Raw genomic sequence first — 22619 nt, 5'->3', positions numbered from 1 at the left:
GTGCATGGGTCTGAATACGTCGGCTGATGCGCCGTTGCCGGTCGGTCAGGTGTCCCGGCTCATCGGGGGCTGGATCGACCGGCTGGGTCAGGTGTGGGTGGAGGGGCAGATCACGCAGCTGTCCCGGCGGCCGGGGGCGGGGGTGGTGTTCCTGACGCTGCGGGACCCGTCGCACGACATCTCCGTCAGCGTGACCTGCTTCCGGCAGGTCTGGGAGGAGGTGGCGGACACGGTGTCGGAGGGCGCGCGGGTCGTCGTCCTGGCCAAGCCCGAGTGGTACGCCCCGCGCGGGCAGCTGTCCCTGCGGGTCACCGAGATCCGCCCGGTCGGCATCGGGGAGCTGCTGGCCCGGCTGGAGCGGCTGAAGCGGTCGCTGGCCGCCGAGGGCCTGTTCGCGCTGGACCGCAAGAAGCCGCTGCCGTTCCTGCCGCAGCTGATCGGGCTGGTGGTGGGGCGGGCCTCGGCGGCCGAGCGGGACGTGCTGGAGAACGCCCGGCGGCGCTGGCCGGCGGTGCGCTTCGAGGTGCGCAACGTGGCCGTGCAGGGGGTGCACGCGGTGCCGCAGGTGGTGCAGGCGGTCAAGGAGCTCGACGCCCGGCCCGATGTGGACGTGATCATCGTGGCCCGCGGCGGCGGCAGCGTGGAGGACCTGCTGCCCTTCTCCGACGAGGAGGTCGTACGGACGGTCGCGGCGGCCCGTACGCCGGTGGTCTCGGCGATCGGGCACGAGCCGGACTCGCCGCTGCTGGACCTGGTGGCGGACCTGCGGGCCTCCACGCCGACGGACGCCGCGAAGAAGGTGGTCCCGGACGTCGGGGAGGAGATGGAGCGGGTGCGCCAGCTCCAGGGCCGGGGGCTGCGCGCGCTGCGCGGGCTGCTGGACCGGGAGGAGCGGGGGCTCGCGCACGCCCTGGCCCGGCCGGTGTTCGTGCACCCGCAGCGGATGGTGGAGAACCGGGAGTCCGAGCTGGACGCGCTGCTGGCCCGCAGCCGGCGCACGCTCGGGCACCTGCTGGACCGGGCCGACTCCGAGCTGGAGCACACCCGGGCCCGGGTCCTCGCGCTGTCCCCCGCGGCCACCCTGGAACGGGGGTACGCCGTGCTCCAGCGGGCGGACGGGCATGTGGTGCGGGCGCCCGACGAGGTCGAGCCGGGGCAGGTACTGCGGGCGCGGGTGGCGGCGGGCGAGTTCGCGGTGGAGGTCACGCCGGAGACCGCCTCAAAAGCCGCTAGAGGATGACAAGTTCCGGCAACGGATTCGTTGCAGTGCACAGATACGATGAGGAAACGGGAATGACTGAGAGCGACACCGCGCTGGGGTACGAGCAGGCCCGCGACGAACTCGTCGAGGTCGTCCGCAGGCTGGAGGCCGGCGGCACCTCCCTGGAGGAGTCCCTCGCGCTCTGGGAGCGCGGCGAGGAGCTGGCGCAGGTCTGCCGGCACTGGCTGGAGGGGGCCCGCGCCCGGCTGGACTCGGCGCTGGCGGCCCGGGAGGCGGCCGGGGACGGCGACGGCCGCGAGGGGGGCCGCGAAGAGTGATCCAGGTCTCGCCAGGCCAATTTAGTTGAAATTTCATCTACTTTCGTCGTAGAGTCGGAGACGTCGCGCTTCACCTCCGTACAGAAGAAGGCTTACCGATGTCTCTCGTGCTCGACGCCGCTGCTCAGGACCTGCTGTTCCGCGAGGCCCGCACCGCCAACTCGTTCTCCGACGAGCCGGTCACCGACGAGCAGGTCCAGGCCATCTACGACCTGGTGAAGTTCGGCCCCACGGCCTTCAACCAGACCCCGCTGCGCATCACGCTGGTCCGCTCCCCCGAGGCCCGCGAGCGCCTCGTGAAGCACATGGCCGAGGGCAACCAGCCCAAGACCGCCGCCGCCCCGCTGGTCGCGATCCTCTCCGCCGACAACGAGTTCCACGAGGAGCTCCCCCAGCTGCTGCCGCACTTCCCGCAGGCCAAGGACGCCTTCTTCTCCGAGCGCCCGGTCCGCGAGCAGTCCGCCCTGGTCAACGCCTCGCTGCAGGCCGCCTACTTCATCGTCGGCGTCCGCGCCGCCGGCCTGGCCGCCGGCCCGATGACCGGTCTGGACTTCGCCGGCGTCCAGAAGGAGTTCCTGGACGCCGACCACACCCCGCTGATGGTCGTCAACATCGGCAAGCCGGGCGAGAACGCCTGGTTCCCGCGCTCCCCGCGCCTGGACTTCGACCAGGTCGTCACCACCGTCTGAGTCCTGCCCCGCGCAGAGCAGAACGGACGCACGAAGAAGGCCGCCCGCCCCGGTTCCCCCGGGGCGGGCGGCCTTCTTCGTGCTGTTCGTGCTCTTCGCGCTCTTCGCGCTCTTCGCGCTCTTCGCGCCCGGCCGGGTACCCGGCGCCGCGCGCCGGACCCGCCGCGGGCCGACAGGGCCTACGAGGCCTGCGCCCCCTGCTTGAACTCCAGCACCGCGGCCATCGCACCGAGCTGCTCGAAGGAGGCCGTCCCGGTCACGACGGTGACGTAGCCCTGCTCCTGGAGCACCAGCGCGTCGTACTTCTCGCCGTCCCAGCGCTCCCAGGCGCGGTCGCCGACCTGCTGGGTCTGCCCGGTGGCCTTCGCCCCCCGGGTGACGCCCTCCACGAACTTCGCCGAGGCGTCGCTGGACTGCTCCACCGCCACGTACTGCTTGTCCGGGTCCAGGAAGCCCAGGTGCCAGGCGTTGGCCTCCTTGCGCTCGAACGTCACCGAGGTCGCCCGCCACTCCTTCGGCAGCCCCACCGGGGCCGCGACGGGGTACGACGCGGCGCGCCGCGCCGTGATGGTCTCCACCCGGTAGTCCACCGTGCGCGTCGGGTCGGCCGAGTCGTCATGGGGGAGGAAGATGTAGATCCCCGCCACGACGACGCCGATCACCACCAGCGACCGCACCATGTCCCAGACCGTCTGCTTGCCTTTCATACCTGCCACGCCCCCCATCGTCCCGCATGCCCGGGGGCGATCAGCGCCGGGGTCGGCGTGGCGGGTGCGGAAGAAGACCCGTACGGGACGGGAGGGGCGGGGGATGTGTCCGCTCAGCCCGTCCCGTTGACCGATATTCCGCTCATAAGTGACCCGCTCTGCTCAATATGTCGACGTACCGATAGAGTTCCAGCACCCTCACATCCCGGCCGTCGTCGTACAGAAAGGTGCGCTCCGATGACCGAGCACAACCTGCCGCCCCAGCTCGAAGTCTCTCCCGAAGCCCCCGACCGCAACCTCGCCCTGGAACTCGTCCGGGTCACCGAGGCCGCCGCACTCGCCGCGGGCCGGTGGGTCGGCCGTGGCGACAAGCTCGGCGCGGACGGCGCCGCGGTCAACGCCATGCGCACCCTGATCTCCACCGTCTCGATGAACGGCGTCGTCGTCATCGGCGAGGGCGAGAAGGACGAAGCCCCGATGCTCTTCAACGGCGAGCAGGTCGGCGACGGCACCGGTGCCGAGGTCGACATCGCCGTGGACCCGATCGACGGCACCACCCTCAACGCCAAGGGCATGCCCAACGCCATCGCCGTCCTGGCGGCCGCCGACCGCGGCACGATGTTCGACCCGTCCGCGGTCTTCTACATGGACAAGCTCGTCACCGGCCCCCAGGCCGCCGACTTCGTCGACATCAACGCGCCCGTTTCGGTGAACATCCGCCGGGTCGCCAAGGCCAAGGGCATGGCCGTCGAGGACGTCACGGTCGTCATCCTGGACCGCCCCCGCCACGAGGGCATCGTCAAGGAGATCCGCGAGACCGGCGCCCGCATCAAGTTCATCTCCGACGGCGATGTCGCGGGCTCGGTCATGGCGGTGCGCGAGGGCACCGGCGTCGACCTGCTCCTGGGCATCGGCGGCACCCCCGAGGGCATCATCTCGGCCTGCGCCATCAAGTGCCTCGGCGGCACGATCCAGGGCAAGCTGTGGCCCAAGGACGACGCCGAGCGCCAGAAGGCCCTGGACGCGGGCCACGACCTGGACCGGGTGCTGCACACCAACGACCTGGTGTCCGGCGAGAACGTCTTCTTCGTCGCCACCGGCATCACCGACGGCGAGCTGCTGCGCGGCGTCCACTACCGCTCGGAGACCGCGACCACGTCCTCGCTGGTCATGCGCTCGAAGTCGGGCACGATCCGGCAGATCGACTCCACCCACCGCCTCTCGAAGCTGCGCGCGTACAGCGCGATCGACTTCGACCGGGCGCAGTAGGAGCGGCCGGGCCGGCGACGGCACGGCGAAAGGGGCGGTCCCGGTGCGGGGGGACCGCCCCTTCGTCGTACGGGGACTGTCGTGTCGTACGGGGATTTCCGGTGGGGGCACGGGGGCCCACCGGCGCGTACGGGGACCCGTTCGCGCGTACGGGACCGGCGCGCGCGTACGGGCTCAGCCGGCGGCGGCGATGGGCGGCGTACCCGCCCCGGGGAGCAGCTCGGCGGCCCGGCGGCGCCTGCGCCCCAGGACCACGCGGCGTTCGGCGGCGGTGAGGCCGCCCCAGACTCCGTAGGGCTCGGGCTGGAGCAGTGCGTGCTCGCGGCAGGCGACCATCACGGGGCAGCGCGCGCAGACCCGCTTGGCGGCCTCCTCGCGCGCGAGCCGGGCCGCGGTCGGCTCCTTGGAGGGTGCGAAGAAGAGGCCCGCCTCGTCCCTGCGGCACACCGCCTCCGCATGCCATGGGCCGTCCTCTTCGCGCGCCGGCATCCGTGGCTTCGGCACCGCGGCCGGACGCGCCTGAAGACTCTGGACGGCGGCTGCCTGCAGGGACTGATGCGGCGGATGCGGCACGGGTCTACTCCTGACGACGTATACGCGAGCGAGAGACGATGCACCAGTCCCTACCCGCTGTGCGTGCCACTAAGCACTGTGCACCGTCACCGATGGGAGGTTCGACCGAAATACGCCGCAGGCACACGCCCGCCGCACGGGGCCCCCGGGGCCCGCGGCAGGGCCCGCGCGGCGGCTCAGCCGTCGAGCCGCTTGCGCAGCTTCTGGGCCAGGTCGACCAGGCGGGATCCGGGCTTGGGGTAGGCCTCGATGTTCCCGAGCAGCGCGAATCCGCGGACGATGACCACCGGTGCCTGCGGGTCGCTCGGGCCGCCCTCGCCGCGTACCTCGAAGTTGCCCAGGACCCCGCTGCCGTAGCCGCGCAGCGTGACGTTCTCCGGCACCAGCACCTCGACGTTGCCGAGGACAGAGGTCACGTTGATCTCGGTGACCTGCTGTTCGAAGACCGCTTCGGTGAGGTCGATGGTGATGTCGCCGAGGACCGAGACCGCGCGGGTGCGGGCCCCGGGGCGCCAGCGGCCCTTGCGGGCGGAGCTGCTGCACACGGCGACCACCGTCTCGACCGGGCCGGACGCGGCCACGGCCGGCAGCGCGGCCGACGGGGCGGCGGGGCCGGACGCCGCCGCGGCGCCGGCCGGGAGGTCGCTCACCAGTACGTCCAGCTCCCCCACCGTCTTCAGGGCGTAGAGGGAGTCCAGGCGCTCGGAGTGCTCTTCTGCGGTCAGCCGGCCCTCGGCGAGGGCGTGGGAGAGGATCTCGGCGATCCGGTCCCGATCGGCGTCGGAGGCGCGCAGCCCGGCGGGGGCGGCGGCCACGGGGGCGGGGGCGGCAGGGTGCTTTTCCAGGTCCACGTCAACCAGCATAGCGAGACACGATAGATCGCGATACTCCCTCGCCGGGGCCGACTGAGCCTTACCTCACAGACAAAGCCCCCGGGGGAGGTCCTACGCTGGTTAACCGCGCTGCCAAATTGGTCGCCAGCGCCGTCTGCCGAGTGAGGAATGACTGCCGTCATGCCAGAGTTTGCGTACACCGATCTGCTCCCCCTGGGCGAGGACACCACCCCGTACAGGCTGGTGACCTCGGAGGGCGTCTCGACCTTCGAGGCCGACGGCCGTACGTTCCTCAAGGTCGAGCCGGAGGCGCTGCGCAAGCTCGCCGAAGAGGCCGTCCACGACATCCAGCACTTCCTGCGCCCCGCGCACCTCGCCCAGCTGCGCCGCATCATCGACGACCCGGAGGCGAGCTCGAACGACAAGTTCGTCGCGCTCGACCTCCTCAAGAACGCGAACATCGCGGCGGCCGGCGTCCTGCCGATGTGCCAGGACACGGGCACGGCGATCGTGATGGGCAAGCGCGGCCAGAACGTGCTGACCGAGGGCGCGGACGAGGCCGCCCTCTCCCGCGGCATCTACGACGCGTACACCCGCCTGAACCTGCGCTACTCGCAGATGGCCCCCCTCACCATGTGGGAGGAGAAGAACACCGGCTCGAACCTGCCCGCGCAGATCGAGCTGTACGCGACCGACGGCGGCGCGTACAAGTTCCTCTTCATGGCCAAGGGCGGCGGCTCCGCCAACAAGTCGTTCCTCTACCAGGAGACCAAGGCGGTCCTCAACGAGGCCTCCATGATGAAGTTCCTGGAGGAGAAGATCCGCTCCCTCGGTACGGCGGCCTGCCCGCCCTACCACCTGGCGATCGTCGTCGGCGGCACCTCCGCCGAGCACGCGCTGAAGACGGCCAAGTACGCCTCCGCCCACTACCTGGACGAGCTGCCCCGCGAGGGCTCCGCGCTGGGCCACGGCTTCCGCGACGAGGCCCTGGAGCAGCAGGTCTTCGAGCTGACCCAGAAGATCGGCATCGGCGCGCAGTTCGGCGGCAAGTACTTCTGCCACGACGTCCGCGTCGTCCGCCTCCCCCGCCACGGCGCGTCCCTCCCGGTCGCCATCGCGGTGTCCTGCTCGGCGGACCGCCAGGCCACCGCGAAGATCACCGCCGAGGGCGTCTTCCTGGAGCAGCTGGAGACGGACCCGGCGCGGTTCCTGCCGGAGACCGAGGACTCGCACCTCGACTCGGCCTCGGACGTCGTCTCGATCGACCTGAACCAGCCGATGGACGACATCCTGGCGACCCTGACCAAGCACCCGGTCAAGACCCGGCTGAGCCTGACCGGACCGCTGGTCGTGGCCCGCGACATCGCGCACGCCAAGATCAAGGAACTGCTGGACTCGGGCGCGGAGATGCCGCAGTACCTGAAGGACCACCCGGTCTACTACGCCGGCCCGGCGAAGACCCCCGAGGGCTACGCGTCCGGCTCCTTCGGCCCGACCACGGCCGGCCGCATGGACTCCTACGTCGAGCAGTTCCAGGCGGCGGGCGGCTCCAAGGTCATGCTGGCCAAGGGCAACCGCTCGCAGCAGGTGACGGACGCGTGCGGCACGCACGGCGGCTTCTACCTCGGCTCGATCGGCGGCCCGGCCGCGCGCCTGGCCCAGGACTGCATCAAGAAGGTCGAGGTCCTGGAGTACGAGGAGCTCGGCATGGAGGCGGTCTGGAAGATCGAGGTCGAGGACTTCCCGGCGTTCATCGTCGTGGACGACAAGGGCAACGACTTCTTCCAGAACCCGGCCCCGGAGCCGACGTTCACCCACATCCCGGTCCGCGGCCCCGGCCTGGCGTAACCCCGCCCCCACGAGCCGAGAGAGCCTCTGGCGCCCCGCCGGGGGCTCTCGCCGTACCTGCCCCCGCACCGGACGGCAGGGGGCCGGGCTGCGCGTTTCCTGTTCCGGAAACTCGAAACCCTTGCACCTTCCCCGAGTTGGTCGCCAGGATCGATCACGGCACACCGACGCAGGCCGGAAGGGGAAGCTGTGAAGGTCACCAAGATTGTGAGCACCTGTGACCTGCAGGACTGTCCGACGATCTACCTCACCGACAGAGGCACCCTGCTGGTTCAGGGCGAAACCCCGACCGACCACGGTCTGGAGATTCCCGCGCACGAAACCGTTGTCGAGATCCCAGAGCAGCTGATCTTCGATCTCATCCGGAAGGGCCTCCGTGGCGCCTAAGACCCTCGGGGAGCTCTTCGACACCTTCGAGCAAGAGGCGTTTCGGCTGGAGACGCTGGACGATTACAGCAAGTCGGGCAACACGCAGGCCTACGCGGATTTCCTGGCCGGCGAGCCCCAGCCGGCCGACTACAACGAGGATTGGGTGTCAGAGCTGCTCTCCCACACCAGCAGGGGGAAGCGCATTTATCGTGTGCACATCCTGTCCCGACCCCTCACTCCGTACCTACGGTTCGAACTGGGCTGGGGCTACCGGAAGAACGTGACGGGCGGCGAAGAATTCTTCATCCTCGACGTCACCGGAAAACCCAACCCGCTGGAACGCGTTCCCGATTTCTGGTTGATGGACAGCGCAACTCCAGGCGTAATGAACTACTCGGACGATGGATCGTTCCTCGGAGTTGACATTCTTCCCGAGGATCGGGCGGATGAATTCCGTGCGTACCGAGACACGGCGATGAGTCATGCCGTGGCGTTCTCCGAATGGTGGGCGAAGCACGGCGAGTGAACAAAGGACAGCTAGGGGCCGCGTTGCGGGCGCTACGGCAAGCATCCGGGAAGGAAGCCAAGGCCGTCGCCCGCAGCGCCGTCATGTCCGCGAGCAAGCTGAGCAAAATCGAGACGGCCAAGGTTGTTCCGTCCGCTGCGGACGTTGAGCGCATCCTTACGGCCATAGGCGTTTCGGATGAGGTGAAGCAGGAGTATCTGGAGGCTGTCAGGGCAGCGGCGACAGAAGCCACAGCGTGGCGCCTCATCCGCCGCATGGGAGTACACAAGGCCCAGCAGCAAACAAGGGCTCTCGAATCCCAGATGACGCTCCTACGGCTCTTCCAGCCGGCCCTCGTTCCGGGCCTGCTCCAAACGCCTGAGTACATGAGGGCGATTCTGTCGCGACATGACCTCGGCGAGGAGGTACTTACCAAAACAATCAGTGCCCGCCTGGAACGGCAACAGGCACTGTACGACACAGGGAAGGAACTCCAGTTCGTCATCACGGAGCCTGTCTTGCGGTGGCGAATTGTGACGGCGTCCAGGATGGCAGAGCAAATGGACCGGATCGCCTCCCTCTCCCGCCTGCCTCATATAAACATCCGCATCGTTCCGCTCTCGGCACGGCAGCACGACATAGCCAATCACGCCTTTGTGGTCCGAGACGATCGGACGGTGACCGTCGAAACCACGCATGCTGAAATCGTGGTAACAGACCCACGGGATGTAGCTCTGTACGTCCGCAAGTTCGAGGGCTTCGCAACGCTGGCGCTTTCCGGCGACGAAGCGCGCGCCATGCTTGAGGCTGTTCGGCAAGAGTTCTTGCGCGAACAGGAAACCGGCTAGAACCACGCCCCGTAGCCCGGACATCATTGGTTGTCGATTCCCGGAGACAGCGGCGAAGGGGTGCGCAATGGCGACCGATACGGACGAGTGGGCTTCAGGTCCGCCTCTGGTGATCTACCGGCACGCGGAGGAGCGCCCCGGTCGCGGAATGGCCGCGTGATGGAGATGCAGGCCTGGAGAAACGCGTGGGACCGGGCCGAAAGCGCCTCGGAGTCCATACGTGCGGCCCTTGCCGCCCTCGGTCTCCCCGAGTCCGCGTGGTGCGGCGTCAGGCCCTCGGTCACCGGCACCGGCCGCGCGTACGTGGACCTCGGAAAGCTCCCGACCGAAGCGGTGGAGCAGATCGCCGAAGCCCTTCGGTCGCCCTCGGCGCACTGAGGCGCCGGCAGAACCCCTGTCCCCGTCCCCACGTCCCGGCGTGAGGCAGGCACGAGGCCTTCAGCCCGCCGCGGGCGGACAGCAAGACACAGCCGGCAGGAGGTGCACGCATGCGCAACGAACCCGGAGACGAGTCGGGAGACGGAGGGACCGGCGGAGGCCAGTTCCCGCCCCCGCCCGCCACGTGACCCCACACAACAGGAGGTGCACATGACGACCATGCCGGACTCCCCCGTCGGACACCGTGGACCCCGGCTGGCACGCGTTCGTGCTGCACACGCAGGCGTACGCCGCCTGGTGTCAGGAGCAGTTCGGGTTCTTCCTCGGTCACGAGCCCAAGGCCACCGTCCGCACGCGTCCGCTGATCGGTTCCGTGGTCGACCGCGTGAAGGCAGCCGGGTTCTACGTCGACGACCGGCTGTGGGGCTCCGCGAAGGAGTGCAACCCCCCGGCCTGCTGCGGCGACGGCGACGGCTGCTGAGCGGTTCGCGCAGCGATCACCTGGCAGGCCGGTTCAGCCCTCCCTGACCCACCCGATCAGGACGCGACCCGGGGCGCGGGCATTGCGCCCCGGGTCGCACCACACCCAAGGGTTCCAGTGATGGCAACGAATGACGAGGGACTGACCGGCCGTGGCCGCGTCACGGTGTTCACGATGTTCGGTGTGGTCTTCGGGTACGCCACCCACCACCTTGACGAGCGGCAGATCGGGGACGTGGCCGTCGTCGGCCCCCTGACGCCCGGGGCGGAGTGGCCACGCCTTTGGCAGATGGCCCGCACCTGCGGAAAGCCGACCGCCAAGGACGCCGAGCTGGCGCAGTGGATTCTGGCCCAGGCGACCCGCTCGTTCGTCTGCGGCAGTGACCGCATCGCGCAGTTCGACCGGCAGGGCTGGAAACTTGAGCCCGGCGGCAAGCGGATCGGCTTCGAGGCGACCTACGCCAACCGCGACCACCTCTGGACGGGCAACATGACCGTGGACGGCCTCACCCCGGACCAGGTGGCGGAGCGGCCCACCATCTACCGGGCCCGGCGTGAGTTGTCGACCCGGCGCGGATCGGCCTCTCCCCCTGGTCCACAGCAGTGGATCGCAGCAGCTCGGCCTCCACCGGGGTGGCGTGCAGACCGTTCGCCCGCGCCTCGCGCAGCTGGGGCAGTGTGAGCCCGTACATCGCGCGGACGGCCTTCAGCGGCACCCCGTCCGGACCGCCGACGGCGAGGCGTACGGTGCCCTCCGTCGCGACGATCCGCTCGCGGACCCATGGTGGGGGCGGGCCCCAGCCGCCGTCGCAGTATTGGAACGCCGTCAGGGGGGCGGTGCAGTAGGACTGCTCCTCCCAGCGCAGCCGTCCCCCGACGACGCGCTGCCACGCCTCGGAGCGGCACGCGTCGCAGGGCTCGCAGTGGAGCGTCACGAACTGTTCAGCCATCGGTGGAGCATCCCGTAACGGGTCGGGCCGCGCATCCGGATAACGTCTGCGGCATGACTGAGCTGTCCTCCCCCACCGCCCGCGACGTGCGCGTCGTCGCTCATCGCGGGGCCTCGTACGCGCACCCCGAACACACCATCGAGGCCTACCGGCAGGCCATCGCCGACGGCGCGGACGCGCTGGAGTGCGATGTGCGGCTGAGTGCCGACGGGCGGCTGGTGTGCGTGCACGACCGGACGGTGGAGCGGACCTCCGACGGCCGCGGCGTCGTCTCCGAGATGACGTACGAGGAGCTGTCCGCGCTCGACTTCGGCCGGTGGAAGGGCGACGCGCACCGCGGGGCGCGGGTGCTGCTCTTCGAGGACCTGCTCAAGGAGGCGCTGGCCGCGGACCGGCCCGTGGGGCTGGCGGTCGAGACCAAGCACCCCACCCGGGCCGGCGGGCGCCTGGAGGCCGAGCTGGTGCGGGTGCTGCGCGACCACGGCCTGGCCGACGGGGCGTCGGGGCTCGTCGAGGTGATGAGCTTCTCCCGGACCGCGCTGACGCGGATGCACCGGCTCGCCCCCGGGCTGCCGGCCGTGTACCTGATCGAGCGCCGGGTCAGGCCGGTCCGTCCCCCGTTCGCGACGCACGCGGGCCCCGGCATCGACCTGGTGCGCAAGGACCCCGGACTCGTGGGGCGCCTGAAGGCGAAGGGGCTGGCGGTGCGGGTGTGGACCGTGGACGAGCCCGAGGACGTGGAGCTGTGCGTCCGGCTCGGGGTGGACACCATCATCACCAACCGGCCGCGCGAGGTGCGCGGGCTGCTCGGGGCGCGGGCCCGCTGAGGGCGGCCGTTCAGTACGCCGGGTGCCCGCTCCGCGGCGCGCCGCGCCGGGTGGCCCGGACTGCGCGGACGCAGCCGGCCGTGCAGCCGGCCGCGCCGGCCAGCGACAGCGCGAGCAGCGGGTTCACCCAGGGCGAGACGAGTTCCACGTGGGTGCCGCCGGGGAACTCGCAGAGCACCGAGGCGGGCAGCAGCGTCCGGGTGACGGTGATGTCGGCGTCGGGGGTGCGGTACCCGCCGGGCCCCTGGTGTTCGGCGAGCGCCTGCACGCAGGGCCGTACGGGGCGGGAGTCGAGGCCCGTGAGACCGCCGACGGCGGTCAGGAGGGCCGCCGCGCTCAGGCACAGTGCCGCCGCTTCCACCCACCTGCCGAGGGGGTTCGCGCTCACGGCCGGCTTGCGGGTCGCCAGCAGGTGGACTCCTTTGCCCAGGAGGAAGAGGAGGGCGAGGAGACCGAGGGCGGCCATGAGGAGGGCGGTGACGATCGAACTGCTCCCTTGCGGAGATCTGTGTGCGCCGGGGACCTGGTGCCGCGGCGCGCCTGCCGGAGACTACGGACGTACGTCCGGGCCGTCCGGTTGCGGAGGTGGGAACACCCGGCCGGGCGAGCCGGCCGGGTGTGGGGGGTCCGAGGGGATGGCGGGGTTACGCGAAGCGCTGGTTCGCCGAGCCGTTGCAGGGCTGGAGGCGCAGTGGTTCGTGGGCGGCGGCCACGGTCAGGCACATGCCGGTGGCGGCGGCCGGACGCAGGGTGGCGCCGTCGCGGACGAACTTCTGGTTGGCGCCGCCGTGGCAGTTCCACAGGATCAGACCGGTGCCGGCCCCGTAGTTCGCGCCGGGGACGTCCAGGCAGCGGTCCTGGGTGAGTTCGGTGTGCACGGCGCCGCGGGCGGCTTCGTACCACCAGCCCTGGTTGCGGCCGCCGTGGCAGTCCCAGCCGACGACCTTGGTGTTGTTGGCGCTGGAGCCGCCGAAGTCGTCGAGGCAGTTGCCGGTGGCCTCGTTCTTGAGGGGCTTGTAGAGGTCGTCCCAGGCGCCGGCCTGCAGGACGGGCGTCCCGGTGCTGGCGGGGTCGGCGCAGGAGGCCTCGCGCAGGCCGGAGTCGTAGAGCTGGGTCAGGCAGGACGCGAAGGCGCCGTGGCCGCGGTAGTTGGGGTGGAAGGACTGGCGGGCGGTGTTCTCGTCCCACGGGAAGTGGTCGCCGACGTCGAGGTAGAGGCCGCGGGCCCAGGTGTCCTCCATGCACACCTCGTGGCCCTGGAAGAGGCGCGAGTTGTCCAGGTAGAGGGCGCCGGAGGCGCGGGCGGCCTCGCGCATGCCCTTCTCGAAGGTGGGCACCGCGTAGTTGCGGCCCCAGGCGGCGTCGGAGTCGTATCCGGCGCAGCCTCCGGGGAGCTTGCCGGGGAAGTCGGGGTTGTCGTTGAAGTCGGGGCCGATGGGGCTGGGGTAGCCCATCACGACGAGCTTGTAGTCGGAGTCGGCGTAGCCGGCGTCGCGCATGACCGTCCTGAGGTCGGCGACGGTGGCCTCCACCTTCGGCTTCAGGCCGTCGACGCGGGCCTGCCAGCCGGGGCCGTACTTGGGCTCGCAGGTGCCCTGGCTGAGCACCCAGCGGGTGACGCAGTCGGTCATGACGGGGCCGAACTGGAGGTCGTCGTTGGCCCCGGCGACCAGCAGCACCATCTTGATCTTCGTGTTGCGGGCCTTGACGGCGAGGCTGTCGCTCTGGACCAGCTCGTCGGCGTACTGCTTGCTGCCGCCGATCCTGATGTTCCCGGTGTAGCCGCCGGAGCAGGCCACGTTGAAGGTCAGGTCGGCCGGGATGCCGGTGCGGTGGATCGCCGAGTCCGGCGAGCGGTGACACTGGTTGGCGGACGTGTTGGTCGCCGGGTCGTAGTTGCCGACGCCCTCGCCCGAGATCTCGCTGTCGCCGAGCGAGATGAGCCCGGTCTTGCGCTCGTTCAGCGGGCGGATCGCCGGGTCTCCGTAGAGCTTGGTGGCCTCGGCGGCCCGGACGGCTTCGAGTTCCGGCGAGAGGGGTGTGATCGAGCCGCCGGCGGCGGGTGCCGCCTGGGCCATGGGGGTGATGGCGGTGACGCCCCCGAGGGCGGCCGCGATCGCCGCGATGGCGGCGAAGGTAGATCTGAGCCTGGGTTTCGTACGCGCACGTGCCATGAACGCCTCCCCGATTGCGGTGTTACCCGTGGTGTCACCCGTGGTGTTACCCACGGTATTTACTGGTCGGTAGGGGAGTTGGGAACACTTCGAACAAGACAATTGCTCAACTTTTTCAGGAGGCAACGAACATGACAGAGGACCAGCGGTCCGAAGCGTTCCGGACCGAGCACGATTCCATGGGCGAGGTACGCGTCCCCGCGCACGCCAAGTGGCGCGCCCAGACCCAGCGCGCCGTGGAGAACTTCCCGCTCTCGGGGCAGCGGATCGAGCGCGCCCACATCGAAGCCCTGGCCCGCATCAAGTCGGCCGCGGCCGCGGTGAACGAGAAACTGGGCGTGCTGGACGCCGACACGGCGGGCGCCATCCGCTCCGCCGCGGCCGAGGTCGCCGACGGCCGCTGGGACGACCACTTCCCCGTGGACGTCTTCCAGACCGGGTCCGGGACCTCGTCCAACATGAACGCCAACGAGGTCATCGCCACCCTGGCCACCGAACGGCTCGGGCGCGACGTGCACCCCAACGACCACGTCAACGCCTCACAGAGCTCCAACGACGTCTTCCCCTCCTCCATCCACATCGCCGCCACCGCCGCCGTCACCGGCGAGCTGATCCCGGCCCTGGAGCACCTCGCCGCCGCCCTGGAGCGCAAGGAGGCCGCGTTCGCCGAGGTGGTCAAGGCCGGGCGCACGCACCTGATGGACGCCACCCCGGTCACCCTGGGCCAGGAGTTCGGCGGGTACGCCGCCCAGGTGCGCCACGGCGTCGAGCGGCTGCGCGCCGCCCTGCCCCGGCTGGCCGAACTGCCCCTGGGCGGCACGGCGGTCGGCACCGGCATCAACACCCCTCCCGGGTTCTCCGCCGCGGTGATCGCCGAGGTGGCCGCGGCGACCGGACTGCCGCTGACCGAGGCCCGCAACCACTTCGAGGCCCAGGGGGCCCGGGACGCGCTGGTGGAGACCTCCGGGATGCTCCGCACCATCGCCGTCTCGCTCACCAAGATCTGCAACGATCTGCGCTGGATGGCCTCGGGCCCGCGCACCGGATTGGCCGAAATCAATCTGCCGGATCTGCAACCGGGGTCCTCGATCATGCCCGGAAAGGTCAATCCGGTGGTCCCGGAGGCCGTCCTGATGATCGCCGCGCAGGTGACGGGGAACGACACCGCGGTCGCCGTGGCGGGCGCGGCCGGCAACTTCGAGCTCAATGTGATGCTCCCGGTGATGGCCAGGAACCTCCTCGAATCGATCCGCCTGCTCGGCAACGGCAGCCGGCTGCTGGCCGACCGCACGGTGGACGGGATCACCGCCAATTCCGAGCGGGCCAGGGAGTACGCCGAGTCCTCGCCCTCCGTGGTGACCCCGCTGAACCGCTACATCGGCTACGAGGAGGCGGCCAAGGTCGCCAAGCGGGCCCTCGCCGAGCGGAAGACGATCAGGGAGGTCGTCCTGGAGTCCGGCTACGTCGAGCGGGGCGCGCTCACCCTGGAAGAGCTGGACGAGGCCTTGGACGTCCTGCGGATGACCCGGCCCTGAACGGCCCCCTCCCAGGGGCCGAATCCGGTCGTTTACCGTCCCCGCACCCCTCCGTGACCTGCAACGCAGCCAGTTCGGGGGCAGCCGCCCTAAGATCTGCGCATGACAGGTACCCACAGGTCCGTGAGCGGTGCGGGGCACCGCCCCGCGCAGGACGCGCACTGGGCGCCCGGGGACCGGATCCTCTGGCGCTACCGCGACCACGCCCCGGGGCTCAAGGGCCAGGTCCACATCGCCCGTCCGGTGACCGTGGTGCGGGACACCGCCGAGCTGCTGGCGGTGTGGATGGCCCCCGGCACCGAATGCGTCAAGCCGGTGCTCGCGGACGGCACCCCCGTGCACGAGGAGCCGCTCGCCACCCGCTACACCGCGCCGCGGACCACCGTGCGCTCGCGCTGGTTCGGGGCGGGCGTGCTCAAGCTGGCCCGTCCCGGGGAGCCGTGGTCGGTCTGGCTGTTCTGGGACCACGGCTGGCGCTTCAAGAACTGGTACGTGAACCTCGAAGAGCCTCTCGTCCGCTGGTCCGGCGGAGTGGATTCGGTGGACCACTTCCTCGACATCTCCGTCCACCCGGACCGCAGCTGGAACTGGCGGGACGAGGACGAGTTCGCGCAGGCCCAGCGCACCGGCCTGATGGACCCTGACCAGGCCCGGCGGGTGGAGGAGGCCGGGCGGCAGGCGGTCGGGGTGATCGAGGCCTGGGGGTCCCCGTTCCGCGACGGCTGGCAGGACTGGCGGCCCGATCCGGCCTGGGGCGTTCCGGCCCTGCCCGAGGACTGGGACCGCACCCCGGCGCATATGACGTCATGAGACCCTTGATGCGCCCCCGGGGTTCAAACGTAGGATCGTCCTCCGCCGGTCGTGCGCGGGGGGCCGACCGGCCCCCGTAAGCGCAAATGACCTGCGGCGACCGGGACTTGACCGGAGGTCGACGCCGAACGAGAGGTAACGAGCGGGACGCGGATCCCGGGGGTGATGGTGCCCCCGCCGCTGAGCGGGTATACCGCGACTGACCGAGTTGAGTGCAGCGCACATCCAGCGCAAACGGACGGAATTCCACGCGTGACGGAGTACCCCACCTCCCAGGAGGGCCCGCAGCCCGCCGTCGCCTCAGGCGGAGGTACGGACGAGCCCGGCCACGGCAAGGCCCCCATCGCGGCCGCCGAGGCCGTACGCACGCATGCGCAGACTCCGGCAGCCGACCTCCCGCGCCCGCGCGGCGCCGCCGGGAACGGCGGACCGCAGGGCACCCGGGCCTCCGGCCACGACGCGGCGGACACCGGCCCGGCCGGCGCCCGCGCGCGCGACGGCGAGGCCGCGCGCAACGCCGGGCGGCGGGACGCGGGCGGCGGCGAGCCGCTCCCCGGCGGCCCGGTGACGGCCGCCGCCAGGGCCCCGGGCGCGGCGGGCACGGATCCCGCGGCGGCCCCGGTCACCGGCGCGCCCCCGGTACCGGGGGCCGGCTCCGGGACGGGTGCCACCGGTCCCGGTGAGGTGAGCGTGGCGCGCCGCGAGGGCGACCGGCTGCGCTTCGTCGGCGCCGCCACCCGGCGGATCGCGCGCGGCATCGACCTCGACGAGATCGTGCTGGGCCTGTGCCGGGCGACCGTGCCCACCTTCTCCGACGCCATCCTCGTCTACCTGCGCGACCCGCTGCCCGTCGGCGACGAGCGGCCCGTCGGCCCGGTCGTTTTAAGGCTCCGGCGCACCGACCGGCTCCGGCCGATCGACGACCTGGCGCTGGCCGAGGGCGAGGGCACGGGGGCGGCGGGGGCCGCCGGGGAGCTCGACTTCAGCCAGCTGCCGCTGGTCGGCCCGCAGGGTGACCTGCCCGCGGCCGAGCTCTGCGAGATCCGCCCCGGCGGGGCCCTGGCCGAAGTGCTGCGCGGCGTACGGCCCGTCTTCGGATCGGCCGCAGGAGCCCGCGACGCGCTCCCGGAGCTGCTGGGGTCCGACCACCCGGTGCCGCGCGGCCAGCGGGCCATCCTGGCCCCGCTGCGGGGCCGCCGACGCGTCATCGGCGCGGCGGTGTTCCTGCGCACCCCGGACCGGGACGCCTTCGAGCAGAACGACCTGCTCGTCGCCGCCCAGCTGGCCACGCACACCGCGCTCGGCATCGACAAGGCGGTGCTCTACGGCCGCGAGGCCTACATCGCCGACGAGTTGCAGCGCACCATGCTGCCGGACAGCCTCCCCCAGCCCACCGGGGTGCGGCTCGCCTCGCGCTACCTGCCCGCCGCCGAGACGGCCCGGGTGGGCGGCGACTGGTACGACGCCATACCGCTGCCCGGGAGCCGGGTCGCGCTGGTCGTCGGCGACGTCATGGGCCACTCCATGACCTCCGCCGCGATCATGGGCCAGCTGCGCACCACGGCGCAGACCCTGGCCCAGCTGGACCTGCCGCCCGCCGAGGTGCTGCACCACCTGGACGAGCAGGCGCAGCGGCTGGGCTCCGACCGCATGGCGACCTGCCTGTACGCGGTCTACGACCCCGTCTCGCACCGGATCACCATCGCCAACGCCGGCCACCCGCCGCCGGTGCTGCTGCACCTGGGCGGCCGGGCCGAGGTGCTGCGCGTCCCGCCGGGCGCCCCCATCGGGGTCGGCGGCGTGGACTTCGAGGCCGTCGAGCTGGACGCCCCGGCCGGGGCCACCCTGCTGCTGTACACGGACGGGCTGGTGGAGTCCCGGCTGCGGGACGTGTGGACCGGCATCGAGCAGTTGCGCGAGCGGCTCGCGACCACCGCGCAGCTGACGGGGCTGGACCATTCGCCGCCGCTGGAGGCCCTCTGCGACGACGTGCTGGACATGCTCGGGCCGGGCGACCGGGACGACGACATCGCCCTGCTCGCGGCACGTTTCGAGGGCATCGCGCCGAGCGACGTCGCGTACTGGTTCCTGGACCCGGAGGAGACCGCTCCCGGCCGGGCCCGCCGCTTCGCCCGGCGCGCGCTGACCCGCTGGGGCCTGGAGGAGCTGAGCGACTCGCTGGAGCTGCTGGTCAGCGAGGTGGTCACCAATGCCGTCCGGTACGCCGAGCGGCCCGTGACGCTGCGCCTGCTGCGCACGGACGTACTGCGCTGCGAGGTCGGCGACGACTCCCCGCAGCTGCCGCGCCAGCGGCGGGCGCGGGAGACCGACGAGGGCGGGCGCGGCCTGTTCCTGGTCAACCGGCTGGCCCGGCGCTGGGGCGCCACCCGGCTGAGCAGCGGGAAGGTCGTCTGGTTCGAGCTCCCGCTGCCGGGGGCGCACGACCGCCGCTGACGTCCCATCCGGCCGCTCCCGGATCCCGGAACCGGTCCCCTGCGCACGACGCACCGCCGCCCCGCAGCATGATCGCTGCGGGGCGGCGGTGCGTCGCGGTGCCGGGGTGCCTACCGGCCCAGGAGCGGGTTCGGCGGCCCGGGGGGCGTCGGGTCCTTCGTGGGCGGCGTCGGGTCCTTCGTCGGCGGCGTGGGCTTCTTCGTCGGCGTCGGGTCCTTCGTCGGCGCGGTCGGGTCCGGCTTGCCGGAGCTGCCCGTGGGGTCCGGGGAGCCGGTGGGGCGGGTGCTGGAGCTGGTCGGCGTCGGGGCGACGGTCTGGTTCGACGCGGTGGGCGACGGGCTGCGGGTCGGCGCCGGCGGGGTGCCCATCTCGGCGTCCTCCAGGTCGAACTGGCCGGTGGTCTGGCCCCGGAGCGCGGCCGTGGTGTACGCCTGCCAGATCTGGGCGGGGAAGCTGGAACCGCCCGCGCGGCCCTTGCCGGCGGTGCCGGTCAGGGTGACCTGGTTGTGCGAGTTCGGGTCCTCGCCGAACATCGCGACGACGGTGACGAGCTCCGGGGTGTAGCCGGTGAACCAGGCCGCCACGTTGGACTCGGTGGTGCCGGTCTTGCCCGCGGCCTCGTAGGCGGAGCTGCGCACGGCCTTGCCGGAACCGTCCTCGACCACGCCCGTGAGGACCTTGGTGACGGTGTCGGCGGTCTTGGCCGTCAGCACCTGCCCGCCGATCGGGTTGACCGGCTTGAAATCGGCGTCGGCGTGCTCGGCCTTCTTGACGATGGTCGGGGTGACCTTCTTGCCGTGGTTGCCGAAGGTGGCGTAGACGCCGGCCATCTCGACGGTGTTGGCGCTCATGGTGCCGAGCGACATGGCGGGCCTGTCGGCCGGCCAGCCGTCGCGGTCGCGCATGCCGAGGGCGAGCGCGGTCTCCTTCACCTTCTCCGGCTTGGCGTCGACGATCATCTGCGCGTACACGGAGTTCACGGAGGAGTTGGTGGCCTCCTGGACCGTGAGCATCGGGTCGCCGTAGTTGATGTTGTCCTGGTTCTGCGGGGCGAAGGCGGTCGCGCTGCCGACGACGGCGCGCTTGCTGGTGCCGTCGTAGAGGGCGTTCGGCGTGATCGGACGGCCGTCCTGGGTCTTCGCGCCGGTCTCCAGGGCGGTGGCCAGCACGACCGGCTTGAAGGTCGAGCCCGGCTGGAAGTCGGTGCGCAGGGCGTTGCTCTCGGCCTTCTCCGTCAGGCCCACGCCGCCGTACATCGCGACGATCGCGCCGGTCTTGGCGTCGACCGAGGTGGCGCCGGCCTGGACGCTCTGGTCCTGGGGGCGGTCCTTGGTGTTCTTGCGGTCGAGCTTGGACTCCAGCTCGTCGTCGACGGCCTTCTCCAGCGCGGCCTGCTTCTTCTTGTCGACGTTCAGGGTGATGGTCCAGCCGCCGGCGGTGATGTCGGCGTCCTTGATGCCCTGGCGGCTCAGCTCCTGCTTGGCGGCCTGGACCAGGTAGCCCTTCTGTCCGTCCATGCCCGGGAGCGGCTTGGGCTTGATGGGCTCCTGGAACTTCAGGGTCGCCCGCTTGGCCTGGTCCAGCTTGCCCATCTCGACCATGTTGTCGAGGACGGCGTTGAAGCGGATCATGACCAGCCGCTTGCCGTTGGGGCCGGCGATCGCCCAGTCGTACTGGCTGGGGGCCTGGATGACGGCGGCGAGGTAGGCGGCCTGCTCCAGGTTCAGCTTCTCGGCGTCGATGCCGTAGTAGGCCTGGGCCGCGGCCTGGATGCCGTAGGCGTTGCGGCCGTAGAAGTTGGTGTTGAGGTAACCGGCGAGGATCTCGTTCTTCTTCATGCGCTGGTCGACCTTGATCGAGATCACCAGCTCACGGAGCTTTCGGGTCGCCGACTGGTCCTGGGTCAGGTAGTAGTTCTTGACGTACTGCTGGGTGATCGTCGATCCGCCGGCCTTGCCGCGGCCGGTGGCCGTGTTGAAGAGGCCTCGGGCGACACCGATCGCGTCGACGCCGCTGTCCTGGTAGAAGGACTTGTTCTCGATGGCGATGAAGGCCGTCCGCACGTCCTCGGGGATCTTGTCGATCGGGAGGATCTCGCGGTTCATCTGGCCGGTGCGGGCCATGATCGAGCCATCGGCGTACTTGTACGTGTTGCTCTGGAGGATCGCGTTCTTGTTCGGGTCCGGCGGGTCCACGGAGAAGTAGAGGGCGACCGCTCCGATGATGAGGAGCAGGGCACCTCCGAGGAAAGTCCCCAGGATCGTCTTCCAGTTGAGGAAGCGACGTATGCCGCTGCGCTTCCCCCCGGTCTTCCCGGTCGACTTGCCCGCACGCCCGCTCGGCGCTTTCCGCGCACCGCGCTGCTGCTGCGCCCGTCGCGCCTCTGCTCGGCCCATCGCTCCCGCTCCGCTCGATTACCCCCCCGACGTCAGCTCAGAAAACTAACACCGCAGGCTGTGACAAAGGACGGCTAACCCTGATCAATACCGGTCAATTCGGACGTGAGAATCAGCACCCACTCCGATGGAACCGACGCCCATGAGACCTGAAGGGTTGCGGTGAACGCAAAAAGTGATATCACTTTGCTAGGCGCTTCGGTCGGCCACGGCCGGACGCCCCACATCAAACGGGGGTATTCCATGACAACCGCAGTCGACCGCCGGCCGAGTGAGGTCCGGGAGTTCGCGGCGCACAGCGTCGGCGGCGGACTGGCCCTGCTACTGGGCCTGTTGGGCACGGCGGCCGGGGTGGCCCTGATCGCCTTCGGTGCGACGGCGACCGCGACGGGACCCAAGGCGGCGATGATCGCGGCCGGGATCCTGCTGGTCCTCTGCTCGCTGTTCGCCATGATGGGACTGAACACGGTCGCCCCCGGCGAGGCCCGCGTGGTCCAGCTCTTCGGCCGCTACCGCGGCACGATCCGGGCGGACGGACTGCGCTGGGTCAACCCGCTGACCTCCCACAGGAAGATCTCCACCCGGGTCCGCAATCACGAGACGGCCGTCCTGAAGGTCAACGACGCCTACGGCAACCCGATCGAGCTCGCCGCCGTCGTGGTCTGGCGGGTCTCCGAGACCGCGCGCGCGGTGTTCGAGGTCGAGGACTTCACGGAGTTCGTCGAGACGCAGACCGAGACGGCCGTGCGGCACATCGCGATCGAGTACCCCTACGACGCCCACGACGAGGGCGGGCTCTCGCTGCGCGGCAACGCGGAGGAGATCACCGAGAAGCTCTCGGCGGAGCTGGCCACCCGGGTGGAGACGGCGGGCGTGGAGATCATCGAGTCCCGCTTCACGCATCTCGCGTACGCTCCGGAGATCGCCTCCGCGATGCTCCAGCGCCAGCAGGCCGGCGCGGTCGTGGCGGCCCGCAAGCAGATCGTCGAGGGCGCGGTGGGCATGGTGGAACTGGCCCTGACGCGGCTGGCCGAGGAGGAGATCGTGGACCTGGACCCGGAGCGCAAGGCCTCCATGGTGTCGAACCTGATGGTGGTGCTCTGCGGCGACCGCGCGGCCCAGCCCGTCATCAACACGGGCACCCTCTACCAGTGACCCCCGGCGGCGAGGACCCGGGTACGGGCCGGCCCGCACCCCGGACGGCACGGCAGGCGCGCAAGCAGGTGCTCCTGCGCCTGGACCCGCAGGTCTACGACGCGCTCGCGCGCTGGGCCGGCGAGGAGCTGCGCAGCGCCAACGCGCAGATCGAGTTCGTGCTGCGCCGGGCCCTGTCGGAGACGGGCCGTCTCCCGGGCGGCGCCGCCCCCATCCCGCCGCGGGGGGGGGGGGGGGGGGAGTAGAGCCGCAAGACAGAAAAGCGCGGACCCCAAGGGCC

Annotated in this window: 23 protein-coding genes; 17 read left to right on the top strand and 6 right to left on the bottom strand. The window is 71.0% G+C overall.

Features of this window, described 5'->3' with window-relative positions; genetic code table 11:
- Positions 1-4 precede the first annotated feature (4 nt).
- From xseA to ACZ5D2_RS32990, 3 genes are all read left to right on the top strand, one after another.
- Positions 5-1240, top strand: a complete 1236-nt coding sequence (xseA, locus tag ACZ5D2_RS33000) for an exodeoxyribonuclease VII large subunit (protein WP_371676853.1) — start codon at positions 5-7, stop codon at positions 1238-1240.
- Positions 1241-1293: 53 nt separating this feature from the next.
- Complete coding sequence (locus ACZ5D2_RS32995; RefSeq protein WP_030226198.1) at positions 1294-1539, top strand: exodeoxyribonuclease VII small subunit; 246 nt, start codon at positions 1294-1296, stop codon at positions 1537-1539.
- 98 nt (positions 1540-1637) lie between these two features.
- The gene (locus ACZ5D2_RS32990) at positions 1638-2228 is read left to right on the top strand and encodes a malonic semialdehyde reductase (RefSeq protein WP_371676854.1); all 591 of its coding nucleotides are present in this window, start codon (positions 1638-1640) and stop codon (positions 2226-2228) included.
- Positions 2229-2407: 179 nt separating this feature from the next.
- Here the strand turns inward: ACZ5D2_RS32990 and ACZ5D2_RS32985 are convergent, their stop codons facing one another.
- The gene (locus tag ACZ5D2_RS32985) at positions 2408-2935 is read right to left on the bottom strand and encodes a DUF4245 domain-containing protein (RefSeq protein ID WP_468934572.1); all 528 of its coding nucleotides are present in this window, start codon (positions 2933-2935) and stop codon (positions 2408-2410) included.
- A 237-nt stretch (positions 2936-3172) separates the two neighbouring features.
- Here ACZ5D2_RS32985 and glpX point away from each other — a divergent pair, with 237 nt between their 5' ends.
- The gene (glpX, locus tag ACZ5D2_RS32980; protein WP_371676855.1) at positions 3173-4204 is read left to right on the top strand and encodes a class II fructose-bisphosphatase; all 1032 of its coding nucleotides are present in this window, start codon (positions 3173-3175) and stop codon (positions 4202-4204) included.
- 174 nt (positions 4205-4378) lie between these two features.
- On the opposite strand, the gene ACZ5D2_RS32975 is transcribed toward glpX, so the two are convergent.
- The gene (locus ACZ5D2_RS32975; RefSeq protein WP_371676856.1) at positions 4379-4777 is read right to left on the bottom strand and encodes a WhiB family transcriptional regulator; all 399 of its coding nucleotides are present in this window, start codon (positions 4775-4777) and stop codon (positions 4379-4381) included.
- 176 nt (positions 4778-4953) lie between these two features.
- On the bottom strand, positions 4954-5628 hold the full coding sequence (locus tag ACZ5D2_RS32970) for a DUF1707 SHOCT-like domain-containing protein (protein ID WP_468934512.1): 675 nt from the start codon (positions 5626-5628) through the stop codon (positions 4954-4956).
- A 162-nt stretch (positions 5629-5790) separates the two neighbouring features.
- Between ACZ5D2_RS32970 and ACZ5D2_RS32965 the strand changes: the two genes are divergently transcribed.
- From ACZ5D2_RS32965 to ACZ5D2_RS32930, 8 genes are all read left to right on the top strand, one after another.
- On the top strand, positions 5791-7458 hold the full coding sequence (locus ACZ5D2_RS32965) for a fumarate hydratase (RefSeq protein ID WP_468934509.1): 1668 nt from the start codon (positions 5791-5793) through the stop codon (positions 7456-7458).
- A gap of 189 nt (positions 7459-7647) precedes the next feature.
- The gene (locus tag ACZ5D2_RS32960) at positions 7648-7845 is read left to right on the top strand and encodes a hypothetical protein (protein ID WP_468934506.1); all 198 of its coding nucleotides are present in this window, start codon (positions 7648-7650) and stop codon (positions 7843-7845) included.
- Positions 7835-8353 carry a DUF6879 family protein gene (locus ACZ5D2_RS32955; RefSeq protein WP_468934503.1) on the top strand — a complete coding sequence of 173 codons (519 nt, stop codon included), beginning with the start codon at positions 7835-7837 and terminating at the stop codon, positions 8351-8353. The genes ACZ5D2_RS32960 and ACZ5D2_RS32955 overlap by 11 nt, the downstream gene beginning before the upstream one ends.
- Positions 8350-9180: a helix-turn-helix domain-containing protein gene (locus ACZ5D2_RS32950; protein ID WP_468934500.1), complete on the top strand. Its 831-nt coding sequence runs from the start codon at positions 8350-8352 to the stop codon at positions 9178-9180. The genes ACZ5D2_RS32955 and ACZ5D2_RS32950 overlap by 4 nt, the downstream gene beginning before the upstream one ends.
- Before the next feature lie 159 nt (positions 9181-9339).
- Positions 9340-9558, top strand: coding sequence for a hypothetical protein (locus ACZ5D2_RS32945; protein ID WP_468934569.1), 219 nt, complete (start codon positions 9340-9342; stop codon positions 9556-9558).
- 268 nt (positions 9559-9826) lie between these two features.
- Positions 9827-10039: a hypothetical protein gene (locus tag ACZ5D2_RS32940; protein ID WP_468934497.1), complete on the top strand. Its 213-nt coding sequence runs from the start codon at positions 9827-9829 to the stop codon at positions 10037-10039.
- 120 nt (positions 10040-10159) lie between these two features.
- Entirely contained in the window at positions 10160-10720 is a 561-nt protein-coding gene (locus ACZ5D2_RS32935) for a hypothetical protein (RefSeq protein WP_468934495.1), read from the top strand.
- A gap of 321 nt (positions 10721-11041) precedes the next feature.
- Entirely contained in the window at positions 11042-11815 is a 774-nt protein-coding gene (locus ACZ5D2_RS32930; RefSeq protein ID WP_468934493.1) for a glycerophosphodiester phosphodiesterase, read from the top strand.
- Positions 11816-11825: 10 nt separating this feature from the next.
- Here the strand turns inward: ACZ5D2_RS32930 and ACZ5D2_RS32925 are convergent, their stop codons facing one another.
- Positions 11826-12281 carry a hypothetical protein gene (locus ACZ5D2_RS32925; protein WP_468934491.1) on the bottom strand — a complete coding sequence of 152 codons (456 nt, stop codon included), beginning with the start codon at positions 12279-12281 and terminating at the stop codon, positions 11826-11828.
- A gap of 178 nt (positions 12282-12459) precedes the next feature.
- Positions 12460-13989, bottom strand: coding sequence for a ricin-type beta-trefoil lectin domain protein (locus ACZ5D2_RS32920; protein ID WP_371676866.1), 1530 nt, complete (start codon positions 13987-13989; stop codon positions 12460-12462).
- A gap of 131 nt (positions 13990-14120) precedes the next feature.
- Here ACZ5D2_RS32920 and ACZ5D2_RS32915 point away from each other — a divergent pair, with 131 nt between their 5' ends.
- From ACZ5D2_RS32915 to ACZ5D2_RS32905, 3 genes are all read left to right on the top strand, one after another.
- Positions 14121-15524, top strand: coding sequence for a class II fumarate hydratase (locus tag ACZ5D2_RS32915; protein WP_371676867.1), 1404 nt, complete (start codon positions 14121-14123; stop codon positions 15522-15524).
- Between the two features lie 102 nt (positions 15525-15626).
- The gene (gene fomD / locus ACZ5D2_RS32910; RefSeq protein WP_468934488.1) at positions 15627-16334 is read left to right on the top strand and encodes a cytidylyl-2-hydroxypropylphosphonate hydrolase; all 708 of its coding nucleotides are present in this window, start codon (positions 15627-15629) and stop codon (positions 16332-16334) included.
- 252 nt (positions 16335-16586) lie between these two features.
- Positions 16587-18788 (top strand): SpoIIE family protein phosphatase, encoded by a 2202-nt coding sequence (locus ACZ5D2_RS32905; protein ID WP_371676869.1) that lies wholly within the window; start codon positions 16587-16589, stop codon positions 18786-18788.
- A gap of 110 nt (positions 18789-18898) precedes the next feature.
- On the opposite strand, the gene ACZ5D2_RS32900 is transcribed toward ACZ5D2_RS32905, so the two are convergent.
- The gene (locus tag ACZ5D2_RS32900; RefSeq protein ID WP_371676870.1) at positions 18899-21184 is read right to left on the bottom strand and encodes a transglycosylase domain-containing protein; all 2286 of its coding nucleotides are present in this window, start codon (positions 21182-21184) and stop codon (positions 18899-18901) included.
- Between the two features lie 243 nt (positions 21185-21427).
- On the opposite strand from ACZ5D2_RS32900, the gene ACZ5D2_RS32895 reads away from it, so the two are divergent.
- Positions 21428-22339: an SPFH domain-containing protein gene (locus ACZ5D2_RS32895; RefSeq protein WP_468934484.1), complete on the top strand. Its 912-nt coding sequence runs from the start codon at positions 21428-21430 to the stop codon at positions 22337-22339.
- Positions 22336-22584 (top strand): type II toxin-antitoxin system antitoxin, encoded by a 249-nt coding sequence (locus ACZ5D2_RS32890; RefSeq protein WP_468934481.1) that lies wholly within the window; start codon positions 22336-22338, stop codon positions 22582-22584. Before ACZ5D2_RS32895 ends, ACZ5D2_RS32890 begins: the two co-directional genes overlap by 4 nt.
- Positions 22585-22619 lie beyond the last annotated feature (35 nt).

Source organism: Streptomyces sp. NPDC031479, assembly GCF_055581065.1.
Note: the sequence above shows the minus strand (reverse complement) of the source record. Positions and strands in the feature narration are given on the sequence as shown.